Origin of the sequence: Vibrio chanodichtyis, assembly GCF_028863985.1 — a bacterium.
Lineage (GTDB): Bacteria > Pseudomonadota > Gammaproteobacteria > Enterobacterales > Vibrionaceae > Vibrio > Vibrio chanodichtyis.
Map to the genome: position 1 here is coordinate 1 of NZ_JARBFT010000017.1, position 24,463 is coordinate 24,463.

Annotated in this window: 23 protein-coding genes; 9 read left to right on the top strand and 14 right to left on the bottom strand. The window is 49.5% G+C overall.

Annotated elements, in window-relative coordinates:
- Window positions 1-25: 25 nt before the first annotated feature.
- From PUN32_RS12745 to radC, 7 genes are all read right to left on the bottom strand, one after another.
- On the bottom strand, window positions 26-439 hold the full coding sequence (locus PUN32_RS12745) for a hypothetical protein (protein ID WP_274723558.1): 414 nt from the start codon (window positions 437-439) through the stop codon (window positions 26-28).
- 122 nt (window positions 440-561) lie between these two features.
- The gene (locus PUN32_RS12750) at window positions 562-1,566 is read right to left on the bottom strand and encodes an NAD-dependent epimerase (RefSeq protein ID WP_274723559.1); all 1,005 of its coding nucleotides are present in this window, start codon (window positions 1,564-1,566) and stop codon (window positions 562-564) included.
- Window positions 1,567-1,605: 39 nt separating this feature from the next.
- Window positions 1,606-2,442 (bottom strand): bifunctional DNA-formamidopyrimidine glycosylase/DNA-(apurinic or apyrimidinic site) lyase, encoded by an 837-nt coding sequence (gene mutM / locus PUN32_RS12755; protein WP_274723560.1) that lies wholly within the window; start codon window positions 2,440-2,442, stop codon window positions 1,606-1,608.
- Window positions 2,443-2,518: 76 nt separating this feature from the next.
- Window positions 2,519-3,025, bottom strand: a complete 507-nt coding sequence (locus PUN32_RS12760; RefSeq protein ID WP_274723561.1) for a hypothetical protein — start codon at window positions 3,023-3,025, stop codon at window positions 2,519-2,521.
- Window positions 3,026-3,190: 165 nt separating this feature from the next.
- Window positions 3,191-3,358 carry a 50S ribosomal protein L33 gene (rpmG, locus tag PUN32_RS12765; RefSeq protein WP_166013921.1) on the bottom strand — a complete coding sequence of 56 codons (168 nt, stop codon included), beginning with the start codon at window positions 3,356-3,358 and terminating at the stop codon, window positions 3,191-3,193.
- Window positions 3,359-3,371: 13 nt separating this feature from the next.
- Entirely contained in the window at window positions 3,372-3,608 is a 237-nt protein-coding gene (rpmB, locus tag PUN32_RS12770; protein WP_000091952.1) for a 50S ribosomal protein L28, read from the bottom strand.
- 310 nt (window positions 3,609-3,918) lie between these two features.
- Window positions 3,919-4,593: a RadC family protein gene (gene radC / locus PUN32_RS12775; RefSeq protein ID WP_274723562.1), complete on the bottom strand. Its 675-nt coding sequence runs from the start codon at window positions 4,591-4,593 to the stop codon at window positions 3,919-3,921.
- Between the two features lie 289 nt (window positions 4,594-4,882).
- Here radC and coaBC point away from each other — a divergent pair, with 289 nt between their 5' ends.
- The 4 genes from coaBC (at window position 4,883) to lpxM (ending at window position 8,776) form a co-directional block, all read left to right on the top strand.
- Complete coding sequence (coaBC, locus tag PUN32_RS12780; protein ID WP_274723563.1) at window positions 4,883-6,085, top strand: bifunctional phosphopantothenoylcysteine decarboxylase/phosphopantothenate--cysteine ligase CoaBC; 1,203 nt, start codon at window positions 4,883-4,885, stop codon at window positions 6,083-6,085.
- A gap of 174 nt (window positions 6,086-6,259) precedes the next feature.
- Window positions 6,260-6,850 (top strand): nucleoid occlusion factor SlmA, encoded by a 591-nt coding sequence (slmA, locus tag PUN32_RS12785; protein ID WP_274723564.1) that lies wholly within the window; start codon window positions 6,260-6,262, stop codon window positions 6,848-6,850.
- Between the two features lie 5 nt (window positions 6,851-6,855).
- Window positions 6,856-7,803 carry a Kdo(2)-lipid IV(A) acyltransferase gene (locus PUN32_RS12790; RefSeq protein WP_274723565.1) on the top strand — a complete coding sequence of 316 codons (948 nt, stop codon included), beginning with the start codon at window positions 6,856-6,858 and terminating at the stop codon, window positions 7,801-7,803.
- 10 nt (window positions 7,804-7,813) lie between these two features.
- Entirely contained in the window at window positions 7,814-8,776 is a 963-nt protein-coding gene (gene lpxM, locus PUN32_RS12795; RefSeq protein WP_274723566.1) for a lauroyl-Kdo(2)-lipid IV(A) myristoyltransferase, read from the top strand.
- Between the two features lie 91 nt (window positions 8,777-8,867).
- Here the strand turns inward: lpxM and pyrE are convergent, their stop codons facing one another.
- Window positions 8,868-9,509, bottom strand: coding sequence for an orotate phosphoribosyltransferase (pyrE, locus tag PUN32_RS12800; RefSeq protein WP_274723567.1), 642 nt, complete (start codon window positions 9,507-9,509; stop codon window positions 8,868-8,870).
- 92 nt (window positions 9,510-9,601) lie between these two features.
- Window positions 9,602-10,318 carry a ribonuclease PH gene (gene rph, locus PUN32_RS12805; RefSeq protein ID WP_274723568.1) on the bottom strand — a complete coding sequence of 239 codons (717 nt, stop codon included), beginning with the start codon at window positions 10,316-10,318 and terminating at the stop codon, window positions 9,602-9,604.
- 289 nt (window positions 10,319-10,607) lie between these two features.
- Here rph and PUN32_RS12810 point away from each other — a divergent pair, with 289 nt between their 5' ends.
- Window positions 10,608-11,474, top strand: a complete 867-nt coding sequence (locus tag PUN32_RS12810; RefSeq protein ID WP_274723569.1) for a YicC/YloC family endoribonuclease — start codon at window positions 10,608-10,610, stop codon at window positions 11,472-11,474.
- Between the two features lie 154 nt (window positions 11,475-11,628).
- On the opposite strand, the gene fhuB is transcribed toward PUN32_RS12810, so the two are convergent.
- The 4 genes from fhuB to PUN32_RS12830 form a co-directional block, all read right to left on the bottom strand.
- Window positions 11,629-13,590, bottom strand: coding sequence for a Fe(3+)-hydroxamate ABC transporter permease FhuB (fhuB, locus tag PUN32_RS12815; protein WP_274723570.1), 1,962 nt, complete (start codon window positions 13,588-13,590; stop codon window positions 11,629-11,631).
- A complete protein-coding gene (locus tag PUN32_RS12820) occupies window positions 13,590-14,513 on the bottom strand; it encodes an iron-siderophore ABC transporter substrate-binding protein (RefSeq protein WP_274723571.1) in 924 nt (307 codons plus the stop codon). The genes fhuB and PUN32_RS12820 overlap by 1 nt, the downstream gene beginning before the upstream one ends.
- Window positions 14,504-15,289: an ABC transporter ATP-binding protein gene (locus tag PUN32_RS12825; protein WP_274723572.1), complete on the bottom strand. Its 786-nt coding sequence runs from the start codon at window positions 15,287-15,289 to the stop codon at window positions 14,504-14,506. Before PUN32_RS12825 ends, PUN32_RS12820 begins: the two co-directional genes overlap by 10 nt.
- 174 nt (window positions 15,290-15,463) lie before the next feature.
- Window positions 15,464-17,569, bottom strand: a complete 2,106-nt coding sequence (locus PUN32_RS12830) for a TonB-dependent siderophore receptor (protein WP_274723573.1) — start codon at window positions 17,567-17,569, stop codon at window positions 15,464-15,466.
- 133 nt (window positions 17,570-17,702) lie between these two features.
- Between PUN32_RS12830 and PUN32_RS12835 the strand changes: the two genes are divergently transcribed.
- Window positions 17,703-19,532: an ABC transporter ATP-binding protein gene (locus PUN32_RS12835; RefSeq protein ID WP_274723574.1), complete on the top strand. Its 1,830-nt coding sequence runs from the start codon at window positions 17,703-17,705 to the stop codon at window positions 19,530-19,532.
- Window positions 19,533-19,777: 245 nt separating this feature from the next.
- On the opposite strand, the gene recQ is transcribed toward PUN32_RS12835, so the two are convergent.
- Window positions 19,778-21,613 carry an ATP-dependent DNA helicase RecQ gene (gene recQ / locus PUN32_RS12840; protein ID WP_274723575.1) on the bottom strand — a complete coding sequence of 612 codons (1,836 nt, stop codon included), beginning with the start codon at window positions 21,611-21,613 and terminating at the stop codon, window positions 19,778-19,780.
- A gap of 161 nt (window positions 21,614-21,774) precedes the next feature.
- Here recQ and rarD point away from each other — a divergent pair, with 161 nt between their 5' ends.
- From rarD to PUN32_RS12855, 3 genes are all read left to right on the top strand, one after another.
- On the top strand, window positions 21,775-22,683 hold the full coding sequence (gene rarD / locus PUN32_RS12845) for an EamA family transporter RarD (RefSeq protein WP_166013933.1): 909 nt from the start codon (window positions 21,775-21,777) through the stop codon (window positions 22,681-22,683).
- A 70-nt stretch (window positions 22,684-22,753) separates the two neighbouring features.
- On the top strand, window positions 22,754-23,572 hold the full coding sequence (locus PUN32_RS12850; RefSeq protein WP_274723576.1) for an AraC family transcriptional regulator: 819 nt from the start codon (window positions 22,754-22,756) through the stop codon (window positions 23,570-23,572).
- 60 nt (window positions 23,573-23,632) lie between these two features.
- Complete coding sequence (locus PUN32_RS12855) at window positions 23,633-24,295, top strand: LysE family translocator (protein WP_274723577.1); 663 nt, start codon at window positions 23,633-23,635, stop codon at window positions 24,293-24,295.
- Window positions 24,296-24,463 lie beyond the last annotated feature (168 nt).

The following is a 24,463-nucleotide window of genomic DNA, read 5'->3' on the forward strand; positions in this document are numbered from 1 at the left end:
ATAGGAAGAGAGAAAAATGGTAGAGTCAGGTGATCGGAATAAACCGAAACGAGCGATCGCAATCACCGAAATACGCAACATAGCTGCCATAAGTGAGGTAGTAGTAGTGATTAACAACACAGCCCAACACATATAAACACGCAATCACACTATGGTAGCTCACAGCAAAACGCTGCCAACGCAAGTAAGCCTTGCTCGAGCAAGCCGCAATCAAGCCACTCAGCAGGAGTGGGGCATAAGCAATCGCGGTAACTTTGGCATCAAACCGCATGCCAACCCAAAATGCGCGCCAAACATCATCATTTATTGCGACTTTAGGCAGTAGATCATCAATGTGCAGAAAAAATATTACGCGAGCGATCAGCAATAAGCTTATCGAGAACAGGCTAAACTGGATTAGTAACAGACAAAGCTGACGAAGGTGGGCTTGATACTTCATTTAGGCAACAACAAATAGATAACTAACGCTCAGCCAAACAAACTGGGCGCCAAATAGGATAAGAGGCTAGCATTTACAGCTCGGGGTACCAGCCCCGGCTGTAAATGGTGTGGGGAATATCGCTATACGATATAGAATTCTTTGTACCATTTCACAAAATTCGCGACCCCTTGCTTCACACCCATTTGTGGCTTGTATTGGGTTGCGTTGAACAGATCATCGGTATCAGCATAGGTGACATACACATCGCCCGGTTGCATTGGTAGCATGTTTTTATTGGCTTCAATTCCTAATGCCGACTCAAGCGCTTTGATGTAATCCATCAGTTGTACTGGGCTGCCATGACCAATGTTATACACTCGATAAGGTGCCGAACTGGTAGCTGGAGTACCGTTTTCTACCGTCCAATCCGCATTCGGCTGAGGGATCACATCTTTAATGCGCAATACCCCTTCCACGATATCGTCGATATAAGTGAAATCACGCATCATATCGCCATGGTTGTAGACATCGATAGGATCACCGTTAATGATCGCTTTGGTGAACTTAAACAGCGCCATGTCTGGACGCCCCCATGGGCCATAAACCGTAAAGAATCGCAGACCTGTAGTGGGTACTTGGTACAAGTGCGAATAAGTATGCGCCATCAGCTCATTGGATTTTTTGGTCGCGGCATACAAAGAAATCGGGTGATCAACACTGTCTGAAGTATTAAACGGAGTTTTACGGTTTAAACCGTACACCGAGCTAGAAGATGCATAAATTAAATGTTTGATCTTATGATGACGACAACCTTCCAGAATCGCCAAATGCCCCACCAAATTGCTATCTGCATAAGACATTGGGTTATCAATTGAATAACGCACACCCGCTTGTGCCGCTAAGTGGATCACCTTATCAAACTGCTCTGCAGCAAAAAGTTCCGCAACGGCGTTGCGGTCAGCAATATCCATTTTAATAAATGAAAAACGCTCATGGGCAGCTCGCTGGATACGAGCCTGTTTTAACGCAATATCGTAATAGTCATTAAGGTTATCGATCCCAACCACGTCATGACCTTCCGCACATAAGCGTTCAACCACAGCTGAACCAATAAAACCTGCCGCACCAGTGACTAAATATTTCATTACAATTTTCTCTTCTGATCGAAAGCTGTGCAGGTTATATCACAATTTTTCTCTACATTCTTGCCATTCAGGCTGGCACTCGGCGCAGAAAAAACTATTGCGCTGGGCAATTTTCTGCTCACACAGTGGTGCTCCGCAATTAGGGCAAGGTTGATTGGCCTTGCCATATACCTGTAATTCTTGGGCAAAATAGCCGGGCTTACCATCACTTTGGGTAAAATCTTTCAAGGTGGTTCCCCCTTGCTGGATCGCGACTTGCAGCACCTGTTTAATATTACAAACTAAGGTTTGCCACTCAACTAAGCTCAGTGAATGAGCTGGGCGCAGCGGATGAATGCGGGAACTGAACAGCGATTCATTGGCGTAAATATTGCCAACCCCGACCACCGCAGCGTTATCCATAATAAAAGCTTTAATCGCAATCCGTTTATTGCGTGCTTTGTCAGCCATATATTCAGCGGTAAAGGCGGCGCTTAGTGGCTCTGGGCCTAAACGCTGCAACACGGCATGAGTTTGCCCAGGCTCACACCATAACCAAGCGCCAAAACGGCGCGGATCGTTATAGCGCAGCCGTTTACCGTTACTCATCACCAGATCGACGTGATCATGTTTACCAGCCGGAAAATCACCCTCTAAAATCCGCAGCGAACCAGACATCCCCAAATGCACAATCGCGCTACCAAGCGCCGTTTCAATGATCAGGTATTTCGCCCGCCGCTCAATCGCTAAAATCGGCTGTCCTTCCAATTGCTTAAGCTCAGGCGGGATCGGCCAACGCAGCTTAGGGACGCGCAAGATGATCGATTGGATAATACCGCCCACCAGATGCGGAGAAATCCCCAACCGGCTCACTTCAACTTCAGGTAATTCAGGCATTGCGATTCTCTTCCTTACAGGATGATGCGATCAACGGCGCTAAACGGCTTATTTGATCAGCGCTTGCTTGGCCACGTTATTTATTCAGCGTGGAATGGACCGGCAAAGGTGCAGGAAACAGATAATTGGCTTCAACCGAGACGGCAATCCAGTGATCTTGCCAGTTTTTTAGCAACCAAAATTGTGGGGTTTGGTAGAAAGTGATCCGCTGTGGCTCTTCGCTGTCGGCGTACCACACTTCGATGGTCTGTGCGCTAGGTAACGTTGGTTGCAAGGCACGATAAGTGGCGTCCTCGACTTCGGTTCCGGTTAGCGCTTGCCAACGTTGCACTAACTGTTTACCACTCACGCTGAGTTCAGGGCTAGCAAACCACTCTTCACGGCTTTTCTCGAGAGAAAATTGCGGAAAATTCATCGCTTGTAATGTCGCAGCAGGTCGTAATAGTGTTGGAAAACGGCTAGTTGGCTGCGGCACCAGGTAGGTTTTAATCACCGTTGGCAGATTGAGAATCGCAATAAAACCGATCACCGATAAAATCAGGATATTATTCCAACGGCGACGTCGATGGGGAGAAACACGCATAATCACTCCTAGCTATAAGCCAACGCTCACAGAGTAGCAAACTGCGCTATCAGATCCTAGTGGGTAGGATCTCCGCTATCACACGGTAAACCCAAATTGCAGGCAGAAAAAAACCCAACCAAAGGCTGGGTTTTTTCACACACTACAAGAGAGAGATAAAATCAATTACTTGATTTTGCCTTCTTTGTACATAACGTGCTGACGAACTACAGGATCAAATTTCTTGATCTCGAATTTGCCAGGCATGTTACGCTTGTTCTTGTCAGTGGTGTAGAAGTGACCTGTACCAGCTGATGATACTAGGCGGATTTTTTCGCGAATGCCTTTAGCCATTGCTCAATTCCTCTTAAACGTTTTCGCCACGTGCACGGATCTCTACAAGAACAGCATCGATGCCTTTCTTGTCGATGATACGCATACCTTTAGCAGTTAGACGTAGTTTAACAAAACGTTTTTCGCTCTCTACCCAGAAACGATGAGTTTGTAGGTTCGGCAGAAAACGACGCTTAGTAGCATTTTTTGCGTGTGAGCGGTTGTTACCAACAGCAGGACGCTTACCAGTTACTTGGCATACTCGTGACATGAATGTCTTCTCCAAATCGTTTCAGCTCGATATCAACCTTGGTGGCCGAACCTCTCTCTTTCCGAAATCAGAAGTTGAGGGTAAAAACCGTTATGGAATACCCATACAAGGCTATCAAAGGTCGCGCATTATACTAACTTGCCGCACATTGCTCAAGACCCGAACAGATCCTTTTCGCAGGATTTGCTGATCTTTTTACGGTGCGAGCTGAATCAGGGTTAAAAAATGTCGGGGCATATTAGCAGATTCTCGCTAAGTCACAAGTTTAAAAATGCCGCACACTATTAGCTTTGACTATATCTAGCTTTGACTATATCCAGCCTCGTTCAGCAAAAGAGACCACTTCACCATCGCCCACCACAAAATGGTCGAGCACTCGGATCTCGACCACACTCAAGGCATCACGCAGTCGATCGGTGATCCGGCGGTCCGCTTGACTCGGTTCTGCCACTCCCGAAGGATGGTTATGCGCCAATATGACCGCGGCAGCATTATGTGCCAATGCATGCTTAACCACTTCTCGTGGATAAACGCTGGCGGCATCAATCGTGCCTTCAAATAAAATCTCATCGCGGATCACCCGATGTTGGTTATCTAAAAATAAGATATAGAAGGCTTCACGCTGGCGATCCCGCAACACGCTGGATAAATAAAGTTTGGTGTGCTGCGGGCTGGTCAGGGCATCGCCCCGTTTGAGAGTTTCCGCCAAATGGCGCTGCGCCATTTCTAATACCGCTTGTAATTGCACATATTTGGCTTCCCCTAGCCCTTTATGCTGACAAAATTCGGCTTGAGAGGCGCAAAACAGCGCGCGCAGCGATCCAAACTCACGCAGCAATAGATCCGCCAAGACGAGCACATTCATGCCTTGGGTGCCGGTGCGTAAAAAAATCGCCAACAATTCTGCATCACTTAATGCGTGTGGGCCACGTTGCAGCAATTTTTCGCGCGGCATCGATTCGGTTGGTAAAGATTTGAGATTCATAGTGCGCTCTGCCAAGGATTTGGTTTACACAAAGCAGAGAAGCCGACAACTCGCAAGCCGTGTGGCTTAAGTTTCGAACCGCCTCACGGGCTAATGTAATAAGGCTGCAGACAAAAGCTTAAACTTGCTAGCCTGCCCATCGCTTGGCGAAAGGCTATCAATCGTCGTTTTCGGCGAACCTCCAGCGCCACTTTACCACTGGCCACGCGCACGCTATCGTGCCGAGGTGGCTGCAATATTTCCCACTAACTGTGCTAACATAGCGCGCAGATTTTTTGAGGGTTTCGAAATGCAAACATTGGCAGGCAAAAAGATTCTGCTCGGTATCAGCGGTGGTATCGCAGCATACAAATGTGCCGAACTCACTCGTCGATTAGTGGAGCGTGGGGCAAGCGTGCAAGTAGTGATGACGCACGCTGCGCAGCAATTCATTACTCCGCTAACCATGCAAGCGGTATCGGGTCGCCTGGTTTCTACCAGTTTACTTGATCCAGCAGCAGAAGCGTCGATGGGGCATATTGAACTGGCCAAATGGGCTGATTTAGTACTGCTGGCTCCTGCCACTGCCGATCTGATTGCACGTATCGCGGCTGGAATGGGCAACGATTTATTAACCACGTTAATTCTCGCCACTGATGCCCCAGTGGTGATCGCACCAGCGATGAATCAGCAGATGTATCGTAACCTTGCCACCCAAGCCAATCTGGATACCCTTGAGCAACGCGGCTACTCAATCTGGGGCCCCGCTGCTGGTGAACAAGCTTGTGGCGATGTCGGCCCAGGGCGCATGTTAGAACCCATGGAACTGGTAGCGCGTTGCGAGCAATTTTTCACTCCCAAAATTCTGCACGGACAACGAGTGCTGATCACCGCAGGTCCAACCCAAGAAGCGCTCGATCCAGTGCGTTATATTACCAATCATAGCTCAGGCAAGATGGGCTTTGCGCTAGCCAAAGCCGCCGCGCAATTGGGGGCAGAAGTCACGCTAGTCAGCGGTCCGGTACATTTACCCACCCCAGCGGGGGTGACACGAATTAATGTGCAAAGCGCACTAGAAATGCATAGCGCAGTCATGACTGAAGCGACTGCGCACCAGATCTTTATCGCCTGCGCCGCCGTGGCCGACTATCGCCCACAAACCATGGCCGAGCAGAAGATCAAAAAGAATAGCGACAACGATATATTGACCATTGAGATGGTCAAAAATCCCGATATCGTTGCCGCAGTTGCAGCCCTGAGCGAACATCGCCCATTTACCGTCGGTTTTGCTGCCGAAACGCAGCAGGTGGAAACCTATGCTCGCAGTAAACTGCAGCGTAAAAATTTAGATCTGATCTGTGCCAATGATGTTTCACTGCCCGGACAAGGCTTTAACAGTAATGACAACGCCTTGACGTTATTTTGGCGAGAGGGTCAGCAAAGCTTGCCTTTAACCAGTAAGCAAGCGCTCGCTATAGCGGTGCTAGAGCAGATCCATCGATTAATGTCATAGTTCAGTAGCACAGCTAGGCGTTATTTTCGCCACCCAGTTCAACCATTTTTATCAACACGCTTCGAACCACCGTTGAGCTTAGTTAAACTTCATCGGTTTCATCACTACCCTCATTGCGCTGAGGGTAGGGTATTGATTGTTGATCCGCAGTGATAATAAAAAGGAAAACGGTGCATGGCCGGCAATAAAAAAATCAACCGACGCGAAGAAATCTTGCAAGCTCTAGCACAAATGCTCGAGTCGAATGAAGGCGCTTCACGCATTACCACCGCTAAATTAGCCAAACAGGTTGGCGTTTCCGAAGCCGCACTCTATCGCCACTTTCCCAGTAAAGCTCGCATGTTTGAAGGATTGATAGAGTTTATCGAAGAGTCGTTGATGTCGCGCATCAACCGTATCTTTGATGAGGAAAAAGATACCCTCAGTCGCATTCGGCTAGTGATGCAGCTGCTGCTCGCCTTTGCTGAACGTAATCCAGGTTTAACCCGCATTCTGTCTGGACATGCGCTAATGTTTGAAAATGAGCGCCTCCGCGATCGAATCAATCAGTTGTTTGAACGAATTGAAACCTCTTTACGACAAATTCTGCGCGAACGTAAAATTCGTGAAGGAAAATCCTTCCCGGTCGATGAAAATATTCTTGCCGCGCAATTACTCGGTCAGGTGGAAGGCAGCCTGAATCGCTTTGTGCGTTCCGATTTTAAATATCTACCGACCGCTAATTTTGATGAATACTGGGCACTACTGAGTGCGCAGATTGAGTAAGTCACATGAGTAAATCCAAATACAGCCAACCTTCATTTTCCTGCGCTTTATTGCATCCTAAATATTGGGGGGTCTGGCTCGGTTTCGGCCTGCTGGCGCTGCTGGTTAACCTGCTACCTTACGCGCTGTTACTGAACATCGGCCGCAGCATCGGCCAATTTTCCATGCGTTTCGGTAAAAAGCGGGTACACATCGCCAGACGCAATCTGGAACTGGCTTTCCCGGAGATGAGCCAAGCTGAGATTGATACTTTTGTGCTGGAAAATTTCAAAAATACCGGTGCTGCCTTAATTGAAACGGGCATCACTTGGTTTTGGCCAACTTGGCGTTTTAAACGGATTTTGATTAATCAAGATACCCAAGTGGTTCGCGACCATGCGCAAAACGGTAAAGGAGTGTTGCTGTGCTGTGTCCATGCGCTCAATCTGGAGATCACCGCGCGCGCATTTGGGGTATTAGGCATGAGTGGCTATGGTGTTTACCGACCACACAATAATCCCGCTTACGATTTTATCCAACATTGGGGGCGCTCCCACAATGGTAATCAATTGATTGATCGTAAAGATGTAAAAACGATGATTAAAGTCCTCCGCCAAGGTCACCGCTTATTCTATCTGCCCGACCACGATTATGGGCGTAACAAATCGGTATTTGTGCCTTTCTTTGCTGTGCAGCAAGCTTGCACCACCACCGGCACCAGTATTTTGGCTTACACTAGCCACTGTGCGATTGTGCTCGGCTCTGGCTTCCGTAATGCACAAGGGCGCTATGAGATTATCGCGGACACTTCGATTGAAGCGGACTACCCACAAAAAGATGAAACCGCTGCCGCAGCTTACATGAATAAATTTGTTGAACAGCTTATACTGCGCGCCCCCGAGCAGTGGATGTGGCTACATAAACGCTTCAAAACGATGCCGGATACAACCATGAACCATTCACGCTATCAGTAACGAGGCATTTGTGAGCGATAAAGACACCAGTATGGCGCGACATTTACACTCTCCTAAATTTGAGTGGCACTTTTTGCACCCCAAACATTGGGGAACTTGGATTGGAATCGCTTGTGCAGGGCTATTGGCATTTATTCCTTGGCGGTTACGCGATAAATTAGCGCAATCCTTAGTGCCACTGATCATCCGTAACAACGGTCGGATGGTGCGTCGGGCTCGGGTTAACCTAGGCCTCTGTTTCCCGCAGCTCAGCGAAGATCGCCGCGAGCAAATCTTGCATGACACCCTAGTGAAAGCCGCGCAGTTTATGCTGGGCTATTCTGAACTGTTGGTACGCTCAACTCGCTACAATAACGCGCGCGGTGAATTGATTGGTGAAGAGAATTTGCTGCCCTTGCTCGACCGTGGCGAACGGGTTATTTTGCTGGTACCGCACTCTTGGGCGATCGATTATGCAGCAGTCATGCTGGCCGCACGCGGTTATAAAGTCACCAACATTATGAAGCCGCAGCGTAATCCCATCACCGATTGGCTGATGCATGTCCAGCGTATGCAGTATGGTGGGCGAATCTTTAGCCGCGAAGCGGGTATCAAACCTTTTTTGCGCTCAATTCAAGCCGGTTATGTGGGCTATTGGGTACCCGATGAAGATCACGGCCCACAAAACTCAGTGTTTGTACCGTTTTTTGCCACTGAAAAAGCCACCCTCAAAGGCTTTGGCAAAATGGCCAAACTGTGTAAAGCGCAGGTAGTGCCTTTAATGTCATGTTACGACAGCGAATCGGGGCGTTATCAAGTGCACATTTTACCGGCGCTGCAAGATTTCCCAACTGGCGATGAAACCTGCGATGCGCGGGCTATGAACCAAGCGATTGAAGACTTAGTCACCCCGCGACCTGAGCAGTATATGTGGATTTTACGGCTGTTAAAAAGCCAACGTGATGGGCGTAAAACCTATCAAAATTGCCAGTAGCAACCGCTTAAAAACTGATCTCATCTGTAAAAAAACAGCCTCATGATTATGAGGCTGTTTTTCATTTTAGGCTTGGGTTATATCAATTTGCTTAGATGCCGTATTGTGCACGGTACGCTTTAACAGCCTCTAGATGCTCAGCATTACCACCTTGCTGCTCAAGGTAAGTGATCAGATCGCTTAGGCTGATGATCGAAATCACCGCACAACCGAAATCTCGCTCTACTTCTTGAATCGCCGACAGCTCACCCTGACCTTTTTCTTGACGATCAATCGCCACCAACACGCCAGCCAAATCGGCACCATTGGTTTGAATCAGTTCCATCGACTCACGGATCGCGGTACCGGCGGTGATCACATCATCCACCAACATAATCCGCCCAGCTAACTTGCTGCCAACCAGATTGCCACCTTCGCCATGATCTTTGGCTTCTTTACGGTTAAAGCAGTAAGGGGTATCCACCTCGTGGTGATCGGCCAGCGCAACGGCGGTGGTGGTGGCAATCGGAATGCCTTTGTAAGCTGGGCCAAACAGCACATCAAACTCGATGCCTGCATCCACTAATGCCGCGGCATAAAAACGCCCTAAGCGGGCCAAATCACGGCCAGTATTAAACAGACCAGCGTTAAAGAAATAAGGGCTTTTACGGCCTGATTTCAAAGTAAACTCGCCAAACTTTAGCACCTGTTTCTCTAGGGCAAACTCAATAAACTCACGCTGGTACGCTTTCATTACATCTTCTCCATATCTAAGTTTCTAGTTCCTAGACTCTAGTCCCTAGAAAGATAACTAAAAAAATAGCCCCCAACTGGGAGCTATCTAAATCAATTGGCTAATGCCGCCTTCTGCACCGCCACAATATCGGCGATGCCTTTTTGAGCCACGGCTAATAAACTCAATAACTGCTCATGACTGAATGGCTCGCCTTCGGCGGTGCCTTGGATTTCAATCATCTTACCTTCTTCAGTCATCACGACATTCATATCGGTATCGGCAGCAGAATCTTCCACATACTCCAGATCGCACAGCACTTCATCACCTAGTAGACCAACCGAAACCGCTGCTACATGGCCTTTCATTGGGTTTTTCTTCAGTTGACCTTGAGCCACCAAATGGGCAAACGCATCGGCTAGTGCGACGCTTGCACCCGTAATCGAAGCAGTGCGCGTACCGCCATCGGCTTGGATCACATCACAATCCACCGTGATCATAATTTCACCCATCGCTTGTAAATCGACCACTGCACGTAGGCTACGTGCGATCAGACGCTGGATTTCCATCGTCCGGCCGCCCTGTTTACCATTGGCTGCTTCACGGCGGGTACGCGAATGGGTCGCGCGCGGCAACATACCATATTCGGCCGTCACCCAACCTTTACCTTGGCCTTTTAACCAACGCGGCACACCTTGTTCAATACTGGCATTACACAACACTTTGGTGTTGCCAAATTCCACCAACACTGAGCCTTCTGCGTAAGCCGTATAGTGGCGAGTGATTTTGATCGGGCGAACTTGATCCGCAGCGCGGTTATCTGGGCGCATAGTTAAAAGCCTTGTGCGAAAGGGGAAACAGAATTGGGGCGCAATTATACTGGAAGTAGTGGCAAGATCCTAGAGCTGAGGCCGAGCAGCTAGGATCTGCCCCCTGTTTGCCGTATTATGGCTCGATTGCGCTATACCCAAACCACTTGGAGTTGCAGTTAGGCGGCAAGTGAGTGAGTCCCCATGAGCATAAGTAAACTATGTGATTGGGATGAGCGAACGTCGCCAACACCGCTGCAACTTCAAGTAGCAAGAGTATAACTAGCCGACTCAATTGAAGGATATGGTAATGATCTACAGCATGACTGCGTATGCACGTAAAGAAATCAAAGGTGATTGGGGCAGTGCCGTGTGGGAAATCCGCTCGGTTAACCAACGTTATCTCGAAACCTATTTCCGCCTGCCTGAGCAGTTACGCGGTTTAGAGCCTCTGCTGCGTGAGCGGTTTCGTCAGCGCCTATCGCGCGGCAAAATCGAGTGTCATTTACGCTTTGAAGCCAATCCTGCGGCACGCAGCGAGCTAACCATCAATCAAGCCCTTGCTCAACAAGTGATTAATGCGGCCAGCCAAATCATGCACATGACTGGCGAACTAAGCCGCATCAATCCATTCCAAGTTATGCAGTGGCCGGGAGTGATGGAAACGCCAGAACAGGATATGGATGCGATCAATCAAGCCCTACTAAATGGCTTTGATGAAGCAGTGAGTGAGTTTATCACTGCGCGTGGCCGTGAAGGTGACAATATGAAAGCGCTGATTGAGCAACGTTTACAAGCAATCAGTGCCGAAGTAGTGAAAGTACGCGCGCGGATGCCAGAAATTCTCGAGTGGCAACGTGAGCGTCTGCTGAACAAATTTGCAGAAGCGAAGATTGAACTGGATGCAAGTCGCGTCGAGCAAGAGCTGATCCTGCTCGCACAGAAATCCGATGTCGCCGAAGAGCTGGATCGCCTCGATTCTCACGTCAAAGAAGCGCGCGAAGTACTGAAAAAAGGTGGCTCTTGTGGTCGCAAACTAGATTTCATGATGCAAGAGTTCAACCGTGAATCAAACACGCTGGCCTCTAAATCCATCGCCACCGATATCACCGCTTCCGGCGTTGAGCTAAAAGTGCTGATCGAACAGATGCGCGAGCAGATCCAAAACATCGAATAGAATTTTGGCGTTACTTAAAGCTTAGTGACTTTATAATTGCCCCGCTTTGCCGGGGCTTTTGATGATCACTGGCTGCGGTTTTTCTTTTTTCAATCCAGCTATGTCGCTTATTTACCATTTGCAACAATAACCACTGCGCCGTAGCGCTTATCGATTAACGGGCGCGTTGGCTTAGTAGCAGCAATAGGAAATAACTGCCGCCAATGATGGCCACTAGAGTACCGGCGGCGATTTGTGCCGGAAACAGTAACGCTTGGCCTAGCCAATCAGCCCATAACAGCAGTGTGCCGCCGATCAATGCCGCGAGCAGTAATTGTGAATCCGCACGCTGCGCGCCGAGCATCAGCGCCATGTGCGGCGCAATCAAACCGACAAAGCTCACTGGTCCCATAGTAGCGGTGACTAACGCACACAACGTGGCAACCAACATCAGCAGCAATAAGCTCGCCCGACGTGGGCTTAAGCCGCGAGTGGCGGCAAAATCACGCCCAATCGAGAGTAACGTGAGCCAACGCGACCAACTGAGTGCCACCAGCCCACAGCCCACTACCGCCAAGCTGAGCAGCACCGCTTGCTCGCCAGTCACCCGATAAGTAGAACCCGATAACCACAGTAAAATTTGATAGCTGTCGCCACTCCCTTTGGCCAAGGTAAATTGCACTAACGCTTCAAGCAGCGCAGTTAAGGCAATTCCGGTGAGGATCAAACTGGAAGGCGCATAGTGATGGCGACGCCCGAGCAGCAGCAACACGACCAACACCGCCGCACTGCCGATCAATGCCGTTGCCCAGTGGGTAGTTTGCAAACTTTGCCCAAGAAATAGGCTCGCAAATACCAAAGCAAAAGTGGCTCCGGAAGAGACGCCCAAAATATCTGGGCTGGCTAATGGGTTATAAATCAACCGTTGTAGCACAGTCCCAGCCACCGCCAAACCAACCCCAGCAAACAGTGCGGTCAGTAATCGTGGCCAGCGTAGCGGCCATTGAAACTCATTAGGCAGCGCCCAGCTATGAGTTGGCATCTGCCATCCAATGTGCAGTGCCAAACCAAGCAATAACCCAGCCGCAATCCCAATCACAGCCCAGCGTGCTGGAGTAGATCGGCGGGTCGCTAAGCGAATCGACAGTGTATCTTGCGCTTTGAGCGGGCGACGACTAAACCAGATCAGTGCTGGCGCGCCAATCACCGCAGCCGTGATCCCGCTTGGTACCACTTGCTCGCTCCACGCACTAAGCGCCATCGCCAAAATATCGGTCGCCAGCAGCAATAACGCGCCCAGCAGCGCGCTGCTGTACAGCTCAACTTTCGGGGTACGCGCGCCGAAGGCGCGGGCAATATTGGGGGTCAAAAGTCCGATAAAACCGATCACCCCAACCGCGGTGATTGACGCCGCCACCAACCAAATACCACCAGCCATCAATAGCAAAAACGCAGGCAGTACAGCTAAGCCACGCGCCGCCGCCCCTTCATGCCCTAAACGCAATAAGGTTAACACCCGTGGCGCAAACAGCAGTAACGGCACCAGCAAGGCCAAGCGAGGCAAAAGCCAGCTTAACCACTCCCAACCGTTTTGCGCTAAATCACCCGCGCCCCACATAAACACATTCTGGGCAAATTCTTCATGCAGCAGTACCAAAGCGGTCGCGATTGAACCGAGCAGGATATTAACCACCATCCCCGCCACGACCAGCGGTAATCCGGTCAGGTTACGCAACCCAGCAATCGCAATAATCAGCGCAAAAGCCAGCAAGGCACCAGCCATCGCCGCCAGCGCGCTGTAATCGGCCACCCAATCACTAAACCAGATATTAACGATGATCAGTCCAAGCCAAGCACCGGATGAAGTACCCAGCGTCAGTGGCGAGGTCAACCGGTTTTGCGTCAGTTGTTGCATCAAACTGCCGACCAAGCCAAGCACCGCACCCACCACCAGTGCCATCACCGCACGCGGCAATTGCCCGTACACGAAATTCACTTGAGCAAAATTGTGCGCCGCTTGCTTGCCAAGCACCAATTGCCACTGCTCAAGCAGCGTTAAATGGTGCCCGACTTGTACACTCAAAATCGCCACCAGCAAGGTCACCGCGGCCAAGCCGAAAAAATGCCATCCCCTCATCACTGTGGCGCTACCGCCAACAAACTTTCGGTGATCGCTTCTGCGCTATAGCGCAGCGACATCGCCCCGCCATAGCTCCACACCGCGCGCACCGAATTAACCTGTCCCGCTTGCACAAACGGCATCGCTCGCCATAGCAGTGACTGTTGCACTTTTTTCTCTTCGGCAAAGGGCAAAAAATACAGCACATAACCGTGCTCAACATGCTGCAAATCACTTAAGCGTTTTTGCACTATGCCCCACTCTTTGGCTGGCTGAGGCAAAGCCACCGACAAACCTAACTGCTCAACCACATAGTGCGGCGTTGAGTTTTCGGTATACAGAAAAACCGAAGTGGGGTTAGCAAAACGCATCGGCACGACCGCTGGTAAGCTTTCGCCAAATGCTTGTTGCAGGGAAGCTTTCAGCTCAGCAAAACGGGCCTGCATAGCCTGCAACTTTTGTTCGGCCAACGACTGCTGACCAAATAGCGTGGCTAAAGTAGTAAAGTGCGCAATCGCCACTTGCGCGGCGTTATCTTGCTCAGCAAAGTTAGGCAGATAAAGCACTGGAGCAATCCGCCCCAGCATCGGCAATAGATCTTGTTGCGGGCCGGCGGCTAAAATCACATCCGGTTGCAGCGCAGCAATTTTCTCTAAATTCGGTTCGTTGCGAGTGCCAATATCTTGCACTGAATGAGGCAGCGCTGGCTGCACCACCCACTGCGCATAAGAGCTCAACTCAGGCGCGCCGACGGGCTCCACTCCCAGCTCCAACACCTGCTCAAGCAGATCCCAGTTCAACACCACCACTCGCTGCGGAACGTTGGCGAAACGCTGCTCACCTTGGCTATCGGTGATCACGATTTGCGCCTGCACTGGCAGAGCCAATAAACTGAGCACCAGCAAGGCGCGGCCGAGTTTCGATAAACAGATTAAGCACATACAATCGCGACCTTATTTGTTGCAGAGTGAGCCAGCGGATGAGGATGATCGATCAAGCGGATTGGTGAATGATATAAATCCGATAAACGCTGCTCATCCAGCAGCAATTCGCTGCGCCCAGCAAAGGCCACCTTGCCCTGCTTGAGCGCAACAATATGGGTGGCATAGCGCAGCGCCAGATTAAGATCATGCAAAATCACAATCACCCCAACCCCTTGGGTTTGATTCAGCTCGGCTAGCAGCGCCATTAACTGATATTGGTGATGCACATCCAGCGCCGAGGTCGGCTCATCTAAAATCAGCACCGGCGATTGCTGCGCCAGTAACATCGCGACCCAAGCACGTTGCCGTTCACCACCAGAGAGGTCATCAGCCAAACTATCAGCAAACTGACTAACGCCGGTTTTTTGCAACGCCGCATCGATGATCTGCTCATCTTGCTGACGCCAGCGCCCTAAGGTACCACGCCACGGGAAACGGCCTAAACGCACTAATTCGCGCACGGTTAAGCCGGCACTGGTGGGCAATTTTTGCGGCAAAAACGCCACTGCCTTGGCGAGGGTTTTACTCGACAAAGCGGTGAGCGATTGACCGTTGAGCGTCACTTGACCACTGTCCGCCGCTTGTTGACCAGACAATAAACTGACTAAGGTCGATTTACCTGAACCGTTGTGACCCAGCACAACGGTTAGTTGATTGGTTGGAATGGTCAACTCATCGATGGCCAAAATAGTACGCCCAGCGCGCACCATTTGAATATCCGCCAATTGAAACATTGATCCCCTCATCATCACTGATCAACAAAAACAACAAATCCCGCTCTCAGCGGGAATTGCACTAGGCACTAGGCGCTAAGCCAATCTCAACCGCTCACGCCATTATCAGTCGCCGCTTGACCACTATCCTTAGCCCGATGACCAAGGATAGTGGCGAGTATCAGCAAGCCGTGATTACCAACGATAGTTGGCACTGAGCACCGCGCTGCGTGACTGGCCGTAATAGCACCAATAATCACAAGCTGAGACAAACTCGCGATCAAACAAATTACTGATATTCAGCTGCGCTTTCCAGTTTTCGGTAATTTCATAGCCCATCATCAGATCGACTAAGGTGACACTCGGTACGCTGCGATAGCTCGAACGTGGGTTATCTTTCGACTCGCCGATATAACGCACTCCAGAGCCAAACGTCCAACCAGAAAGGCCAAGCTGACTAGCATCATAATCGAGCCACGCCGAGGCTTGATGTTTCGGGATCAAGCCAACCTGCTGTGTACCATTTAGATTGGTTTCATCCGTTTTGGCATTGGTAAAGGTGTAACTGGCGGTCAGCTTCAAGTTATTGCTTAAATAACCGACCGTTTCAATTTCCACCCCTTGCGAGGTCACTTCACCAGTCTGAGTTGTCACGAAATTCTCAGGGTTCGTCACCAGTGCATTTTGCTGAGTAATATCAAACCAAGCGAGATTGAGATAACCATCGTACCACTGCGGTTGGTACTTAACACCGACTTCCACTTGCTCACCTTTGAGCGGCTTATACAGCTCATTGGTTGCACTATCAATGGTACTCAACACATCAAACGATTGGGCATAGTTCACATAAGGGGATAACCCATTGCTGGCCAGATACATCAACCCAGCATTCAGGGAAAACTCTGCATCATTGCGTTTTTTATGCTGGCCGGAGGTTTGGTTGTGGTTTTCAGTATCCACCCAATCCATGCGCCCACCGACGACCCCAATCCACTGCTGATCAAATTTGATTTGATATTGAGTGTAGAGGCTAGCTTGTTGTTTAGTGATGGTGCGATCCGCCGCATTGGCTTCATTGAGCGGCGTGTAGTTACCATACTCAGGATTAAATGGATTGATGGTGCCAAAACTATAGTCATCAGCCTCAGCGCCTTTGGTTTGATGGCGCTGCAACTCTAAACCGAGCAACAGAGTATGCTGTAGGCGCGCGGTATCCCACTTGGCCAGTGCTTTATTATCTAAGCTCAAGCTTGCGGTTGAACCATCACGAAATACCAAGCCTTGCACCAAGGTATCTTTATTCGGATCATCATTAGAAAAAGCATAACTACTGCGTAAATAGAGATCATTATTGCCGTAGTTAAAACTCTGCGCCAGCGCCCAAGTCTGATTCAGCTCATGCTCAAGCAGGTAACCCACCGATATTTGGCGGCGCTGATACTGATCGTAATCTGGCTGACCTAAGTTGGTTGATGGATCGATTTTGCCAAAGTTGGAGTCGATCAGCGTACCAGAAGCAGGGAAAAATGGGTTAGTCGGCACACCGCTATCGTCTAACAAGCTCGCGAGCAGAGTCAGCCGAGTTTGCTCAGAAATATCCATACTCAAACTTGGCGCAAGGTAGTAACGGCGAGCATAAGTGCCATTTAACTGACCATCGTTCTCTTTCACCATCGCAACTAAACGGTAGCGCATTGAACCGTCTTGATTGGCATAATCAGAAATATCCAGATTGAAGCTGCGCAGCGCATCGTTGCCGATTTGCACGCCCATTTCACCTTGCGGAGCATCCGTTGGCTTCTTCTGTACCGCGTTAACCACCCCGCCCGGAGGTGCCTCACCATACAAAATCGAGGCAGGACCTTTGAGTATTTCAATCCGCTCTAACGCGTAAGGCTCAACCAACCAAGTGTAGTAACCATCACGAAATAGACGGCTACCATCTTGATAAGTGGCCGCGTCAAAACCACGCACTTTAAGCCAATCAGTATCATTATCGGCTCCATAAGGCTGAGCCGTCACGCCCGCAGTATAACGCAGCGCTTCATCTAATTTTTGTGGTACGCGAGCCGCTAAATCTTGCTCTGTGACCATTGATAACGCGGTGGGCATTTCTTGAGCGGGTGTTTCCACTTTCAGTGCTGAAGCCGTCACCACCAGCGTTTCCAAGGTTTGGTTCTCGCTTGGCGCATCGTTGGCGGCGATCGCCACCGGAGCCGCCAGCCATAGCACTGAGAACCAGCGCCAATTCAGCGCACGACCAATCTGTTGTCCGAGTTGACTCGGGAGCCTATTACGCATAATAAAACCCACCATATGATATGAGAATCATTTTTATTAGTATTAATTTTACGCAATTTTAGTGATAATCGACTTAATTAAAAAGCAAAAAATTGCGACTTCTATTAACTTTATTCAGTGGGGCATCTTGTTCATGTTTCGATGGTTTGAAAAACTGACCGAACCTTTCCCGGCTCACGAGCCGGCAACGCCGCCGAATTCATTACTGGCATTTTGCCGTTATTATTCGCAAGGCTTTGAAAAACCACTGCTACTGATGTCACTGCTCAGTGGCTGTGTCGCACTCGCGGAAGTCACCTTAGTCCGTTACATGGGCGAAATTGTCGATATTCTCAGCACTCAAAGCCGGACGAATTTTTGGGAAATGCACGGTGAACGACTGTGGATGATGGCGGCACTGATCCTAGTGGTGATGCCGGTTTTGGCGTTAGTACACTCGATGTTGCTGCATCAAACCATTTTGGGTAATTACCCCATGGCGATCCGCTGGTCGACCCATCGCTACTTACTCAAACAGAGTATTGGTTTCTTCCAGCGCGATTTTGCTGGTCGGGTGGCGACCAAAGTGATGCAAAATGCCAATAGCGTGCGCGAAACGGTGCTGAAATTGGTCGATCTGTCGGTCTATATCGCGGTGTATATGGTTTCGATGCTGGTAATGATTGCTGAAGCCGATAAAATCTTAGTGCTGCCGATTGCGATTTGGCTACTGTGCTATATCGTCATTCAGATCTATTTTGTACCGCGCCTAAAAACCATTTCCACCGATCAAGCCAACGCACAATCGCAAATGACTGGGCGCATTGTTGATACCTATACCAACATCACCACCGTTAAATTGTTTTCCCATTCACAGCGTGAAACTGACTATGCACAATCGGGAATGCGCCAATTTTTGCATACCGTCTATCGCCAAATGCGCACCTTAACTGCGCTGCTGTACAGTGTCGATCTGATCAACTATCTGCTGCTGTTTAGCATTGCCGCGCTATCTATCCAATTGTGGCTTGCCGAAACGGTGAGCGTGGGCGTGATCGCGATTGGCATCACCATTGCGCTGCGCATGCAAGGCATGTCGAAGTGGATCATGTGGGAAATTCGTGCGCTGTTTGAAAGTGTCGGTACCGTGATCGACAGCATGCACACCATCGCAAAACCGGTCGAAATTGCCGATGCGCCATCGGCCAAACCGCTGCAAGTCACATCCGGTGAGCTGCGTTTCTCTCAGGTCCGTTTTGGTTATAGTGAGCACAAAACTGTGCTGGATGATCTCAACTTAGTGATCCAAGCGGGGGAAAAAGTCGGTATTGTTGGTCGCTCAGGGGCAGGTAAATCAACCTTAGTGAATTTGCTGCTGCGTTTTTATGATGTGCAAAGTGGCCAAATTCAAATTGATGGGCAAGACATTAGCCAAGTCTGCCAGCAATCACTGCGCCACCACATCGGCATGATCACTCAAGATACCTCACTGCTGCACCGCTCGATCCGCGATAATATTTTGTATGGCAATCCGGATGCGGATCAGCACGCATTGTACGAGGCGGCTCATCAGGCTCACGCGCACGAGTTTATTTTAGATCTGCAAGATGAGCAGGGTCACAGCGGCTACGATGTGCAAGTGGGTGAGCGCGGCGTAAAACTGTCTGGCGGTCAACGGCAGCGAATTGCGATTGCTCGCGTACTGCTGAAAAACGCGCCAATTCTGATCATGGATGAAGCCACCTCAGCGCTTGATTCCGAAGTGGAAGCGGCGATCCAAGACAATTTACACAGCTTAATGGCCGGTAAAACTGTTATTGCGATTGCGCACCGCTTATCGACCATTGCCGCGATGGATCGCCTGATTGTGATGGATGAAGGTAAGATTGTTGAGCAGGGCACCCATCAAGCACTACTGGCGCACAACGGCATTTATGCTCAATTATGGGCCCATCAAACTGGTGGCTTTATTGGTGAAGACTAGCCGTTGAGCTATACCCAAACCATTTGGAGTTGCAGGTAGGCGGCAAGTGAGTCCCGATGAGCATAGTAGACAAGCTACGTGATTGGGGTGAAGGAACGTAGCCAACACCGCTGCAGCTTCAAGTAGGAAGGGGATAAGTAAATTGGCTGATCCGGCCAATCATTCTAAGACCTGCACCAGCCGCGAACTCAGCTGGTGCAGTGAATACGGCCAACTAAAGAGGCGGATACCGGCTAAAGCTCGGCTCAACTATACCCAGTCAAATGTTGTTCGATCAGATCCAAAAACGGATCTGCGTATTTTTCCAACTTACGCTGGCCAACCCCATTCACCGCCAACATTTCACCATAAGAGGTCGGCATGATCTCAGCCATATCAATCAAGGTGGCGTCGCTAAACACCACATAAGGCGGCAAATTATCCTCATCGGCGATCGCCTTACGCAGTTTTCGCAGTTTAGCAAACAGCTTTTTATCGTAATTTTTGCTGGCCAGTTTGTCCGATTTTGCCGCGCGCACCGCGGTATCTAAGCGCGGCACCGCCAGTTGTAAATTCATCTCGCCGCGCAGCAAAGGGCGCGCCTCTTCGGTCAGTTGCAAGGTCGAATTGCGAGTGATGTTTTGATAGAGCAAACCTTTGTGGATCAACTGACGAAAAATGCTCACCCAGTAATCATGGCTGTGATCACGGCCAATCCCGTAGGTGGTGATTTTATCGTGGCCATGTTCACGGATACGGATATTTTGCATACCGCGCAACACTTCCACCGCATAACCAATCCCGAAATTTTGGTTAATTCGATACACACACGACAGCGCCTTACGCGCCTGCTCAGTGGCATCAAAATGTTTCGGCGGATCAAGACAGATATCGCAGTTGGCGCACGGCTGATCTCGGTACTCACCAAAATAATTGAGCAATACTTGGCGACGACAGGTTTGCGCTTCGGCAAATGCGCCCATCGCGGTCAATTTGTGGCTTTCAACCTGCTTTTGCGCTCCATCGGGCTTTTCATCCAGCATACGCCGCAGCCAACTCATATCGGCTGGGTCGTACAACATCATCGCTTCGGCCGGTAAACCATCGCGCCCAGCGCGGCCGGTTTCCTGATAGTAAGATTCGATATTGCGCGGAATATCAAAATGCACCACAAAACGCACGTTGGGTTTGTTGATCCCCATACCAAATGCCACGGTCGCGACCACAATTTGCACATCATCACGCTGAAACGCTTCTTGCACCCAAGCGCGTTGATCGGCCTCCATGCCAGCATGATAGCAGGCAGCACGGATGTGGTTGTTGCACAGTTTTTCGGTGAGCATTTCGACTTTTTTGCGGCTGCCGCAATAGATGATCCCACACTGACCACGCTGCGTTTCCAGATAGCGGATCACTTGTGCGACCGGCTTATGCTTTTCCACCAACATATAGCGAATATTTGGCCGATCAAAACTGCCCAGATATTGATGCGGCTGATTAAGTTGCAGACGCTGGATAATATCGTGCCGAGTCGCATCATCGGCGGTCGCGGTCAGCGCCATCACCGCAACCTGTGGAAAACGCTGCTTCAGTTGACCGAGCGCTGCGTATTCTGGGCGAAAATCGTGGCCCCACTGCGAAATACAGTGTGCTTCATCCACCGCAATCATCGCTAACGATACATGACTGAGCCGTTCAATAAATTCTGAGGACAGCACCCGCTCAGGTGACACGTACAGCAGCTTAAGCTGACCAGCGTGCATCCGCTGGTAAATCGCCTGCAACTCTTCGCGAGTTAACGTTGAGTTGACACATTCAGCCGCCACACCGTTGGCTTTGAGTTGGTCAACCTGATCTTTCATTAACGAAATCAAGGGCGAAATCACCAGCGTTACCCCTTCTCGCACCAGCGCTGGGATCTGGTAACACAGCGACTTACCGCCACCGGTGGGCATGATCACTAAGCTATCACGCCCTTGTAACGCCGCATCAATCACCTCTTGCTGACCAACCCGAAATTGCTGGTAGCCAAACACCTCGTGTAAGACACGTTGTGGTGAAGTTAACAGTGGCGAAGATTCAGCAAGTAAGGTGGCGGTCATAATAATCGTGTGCACGGCGCGTTTAGGTGGTCAATCAGCCGGCTATTGTAGAGGGGATACTCGGTGAATAAAACCGCAAAATGCGTACGCGCTAGCATTCTCAGGTTATACTTTGCTTTCTTCACCAGCCAAGCTGGTCATCATAACCAAAGAAGCGACTCATGACTCCCGAACAACAAGATGCCAGAAAAGGCATGCTACTTGCCGTTAGTGCCTACACCATGTGGGGCATAGCACCAATCTATTTCAAAGCACTTGGCGCAGTTTCTGCCCTTGAAATTCTCAGTCATCGAGTGCTGTGGTCGTTTTTCCTCTTGGCGATTTTGGTCCAACTTGGCCGCCGTTGGGGTAATGTACAAAGTGTGGTGAAAACGCCGCGAAAATTGGGCTTACTGTTGATCACCGCACTCTTGGTTGGGGTTAACTGGCTGATTTTTATCTGGGCGATAAACTCTAATCACCTGCTCGACGCCAGTTTAGGCTACTACATTAACCCACTACTCAACGTGCTGCTCGGTATGCTGTTTTTGGGTGAGCGACTACGCAAATTGCAGTGGTTTGCAGTGATGCTGGCCGCAATTGGCGTAGCAATTCAGCTCGTGGTGTTTGGCTCGGTACCAATTGTCGCCATCGCCCTTGCCACAACCTTTGGTGTTTATGGTTTGCTGCGCAAAAAAATCCAAATCGATGCGCAAACCGGACTGTTTCTGGAAACCCTATTTATGCTGCCTGCCGCCGCGATTTATCTGTTCTGGATCGCTGACACCACCACCAGCAATATGGCGCTTAATCCTTGGCAGCTCAATCTTCTGCTGGTGTGCGCTGGTGTAGTCACCACCTTACCACTGCTGTGTTTTACCGGTGCCGCGGCACGCCTTAAGCTCTCAACGCTGGGATTTTTCCAATATATCGGCCCAAGTTTAATGTTTTTGCTGGCGGTGCTGATCTACGGTGAAGCATTTTCCAGCGATAAAGCGCTCACGTTTGCCTTTATTTGGAGTGCGTTGCTGATATTTAGCTTCGATGGCTTAAAAACCGCACGAGCAGCGCGCCACCAGCGTAACCGCTGAGGATTTTTTACAAGTCAGGGATAATATTACTGACTAAAATAATAGAAAATTAGCCACATTTTTGGTCCCTATGGATAAAGTGAATTATTGCCCAACCGCTTACTCTGCAATTAGTCTGATTAACGCTGACTATCGCCAGTTTGCGTTTGAGCGTCACTACCATCTAAATATCCATATCGGCATGATAACTCAAGGAGTACAACGTTTTTATCACCAAGGCGCTTGGCATCAAGTGGGACAAGGAGGCTTAGTACTGATGCCACCAGATGAACTGCATGATGGCCAAGCGCACAATGAGGCTGGATATCAGGTTCAAGTGTTTTCGATTGAGCCTGAGTGGCTACAACAGACTCTTCAAGCCCAGCATCTTGAGCAAATTATTGGTTTTAAGCAACTCATCGTAGAGGATGCCCAACTGTTTCGTTCACTGTGCCAGCTACACCAGCTAATGCAGCAAGATAATATCAGCCAACTGGCTAAAGATTGCTTACCCTACCAAGGTTTTGCACCGCTACTACACCGCTATAGCCATTTCAAACAGCCTGCGGTCAAACCATTAGGCAAACATAATTTGGCTATCCTCAAAGAGTGGGTTCTCAGCCAACTTGATCAACCGCTCAGACTTGAGCAGTTAGCACAACTATGCCATCTTTCTCCAACTCAATTTCAACGCCATTTCAAAGCACAAACAGGGCTGACTCCTTACGCTTGGCTAAAGCGTTTGCGCCTAGAACAGTCGATGAAATTATTGCAAAGTGGTACATCCGGCACAGATGCTGCCTATCAAGTCGGATTTTACGATCAGGCGCATTTCAGCAAAGCCTTTAAATCAACTTTCGGCCTTTCCCCTTCCGCAGTTCAGCGCCCACTTTTCATTCGTCACTGCTAAAAATTTACAAGCTAGATCGATGCTCTGCGTAGATACTTGGGTCAAAACCAAGGAGAAACTATGAGCGAATTTTCTATCTTACTCACATTAGCAGGCGTACATTGCATCGGCTTATTAAGTCCAGGACCCGATGTGGCTTTAGTGATACAAAACGCCACTCAACATGGTCGCAAAACCGGAGTCATGATCGCTCTAGGCTTATCATGTGGCATTCTTATTCATCTGATCTTAAGCCTGACTGGCATCAGTTACTTAGTTAAACAGCAACCTTGGCTGTTTAGTCTGCTGCAATTGGCAGGTGGCAGTTATTTACTCTATCTTGGTATCGGTGCTTTACAATCCTTCAGCGCGAAAACAAATTCAGCACAACCTGCACCAAGTTCAGTGATTGTACAACTAAACCATCAACGCCAAGCTTTTATCAAAGGCATAACAACCAACCTACTCAACCCAAAAGCCTTAGTGTTTTTTGTCAGTCTATTATCTAGCCTTATTCCCGCTAGCATGTCATTTTCTGGCAAAGTGAGTGCAGCTCTGATCTTGATGGGTTTATCTCTCATCTGGTTCTCTTGCTTAGCCTGGCTACTTACCACTGAGCCCATGCAACAGCGCATGCAACGTATTACTCGCCATATCGATCAGGTATGCGCAGTCGTGTTTATTATGGCTGGTGGCGGCATTTTATGGCAGGCGAGTCAAGCCATGATCCAATCTGCTGGGTGACGAACATTCTACTTTATCCCACCAGCTTGTAAGAGATCTCCTACAAGCGGGTAGGATAAATTCGATTTATTGTGCCAGAACCACCAACCACCAAACCTCAACCTTTTGTTTTTAAACAAAATAAATCATAGATTAATCTTTAAACACTAAAGTAATCGATTTCATCAG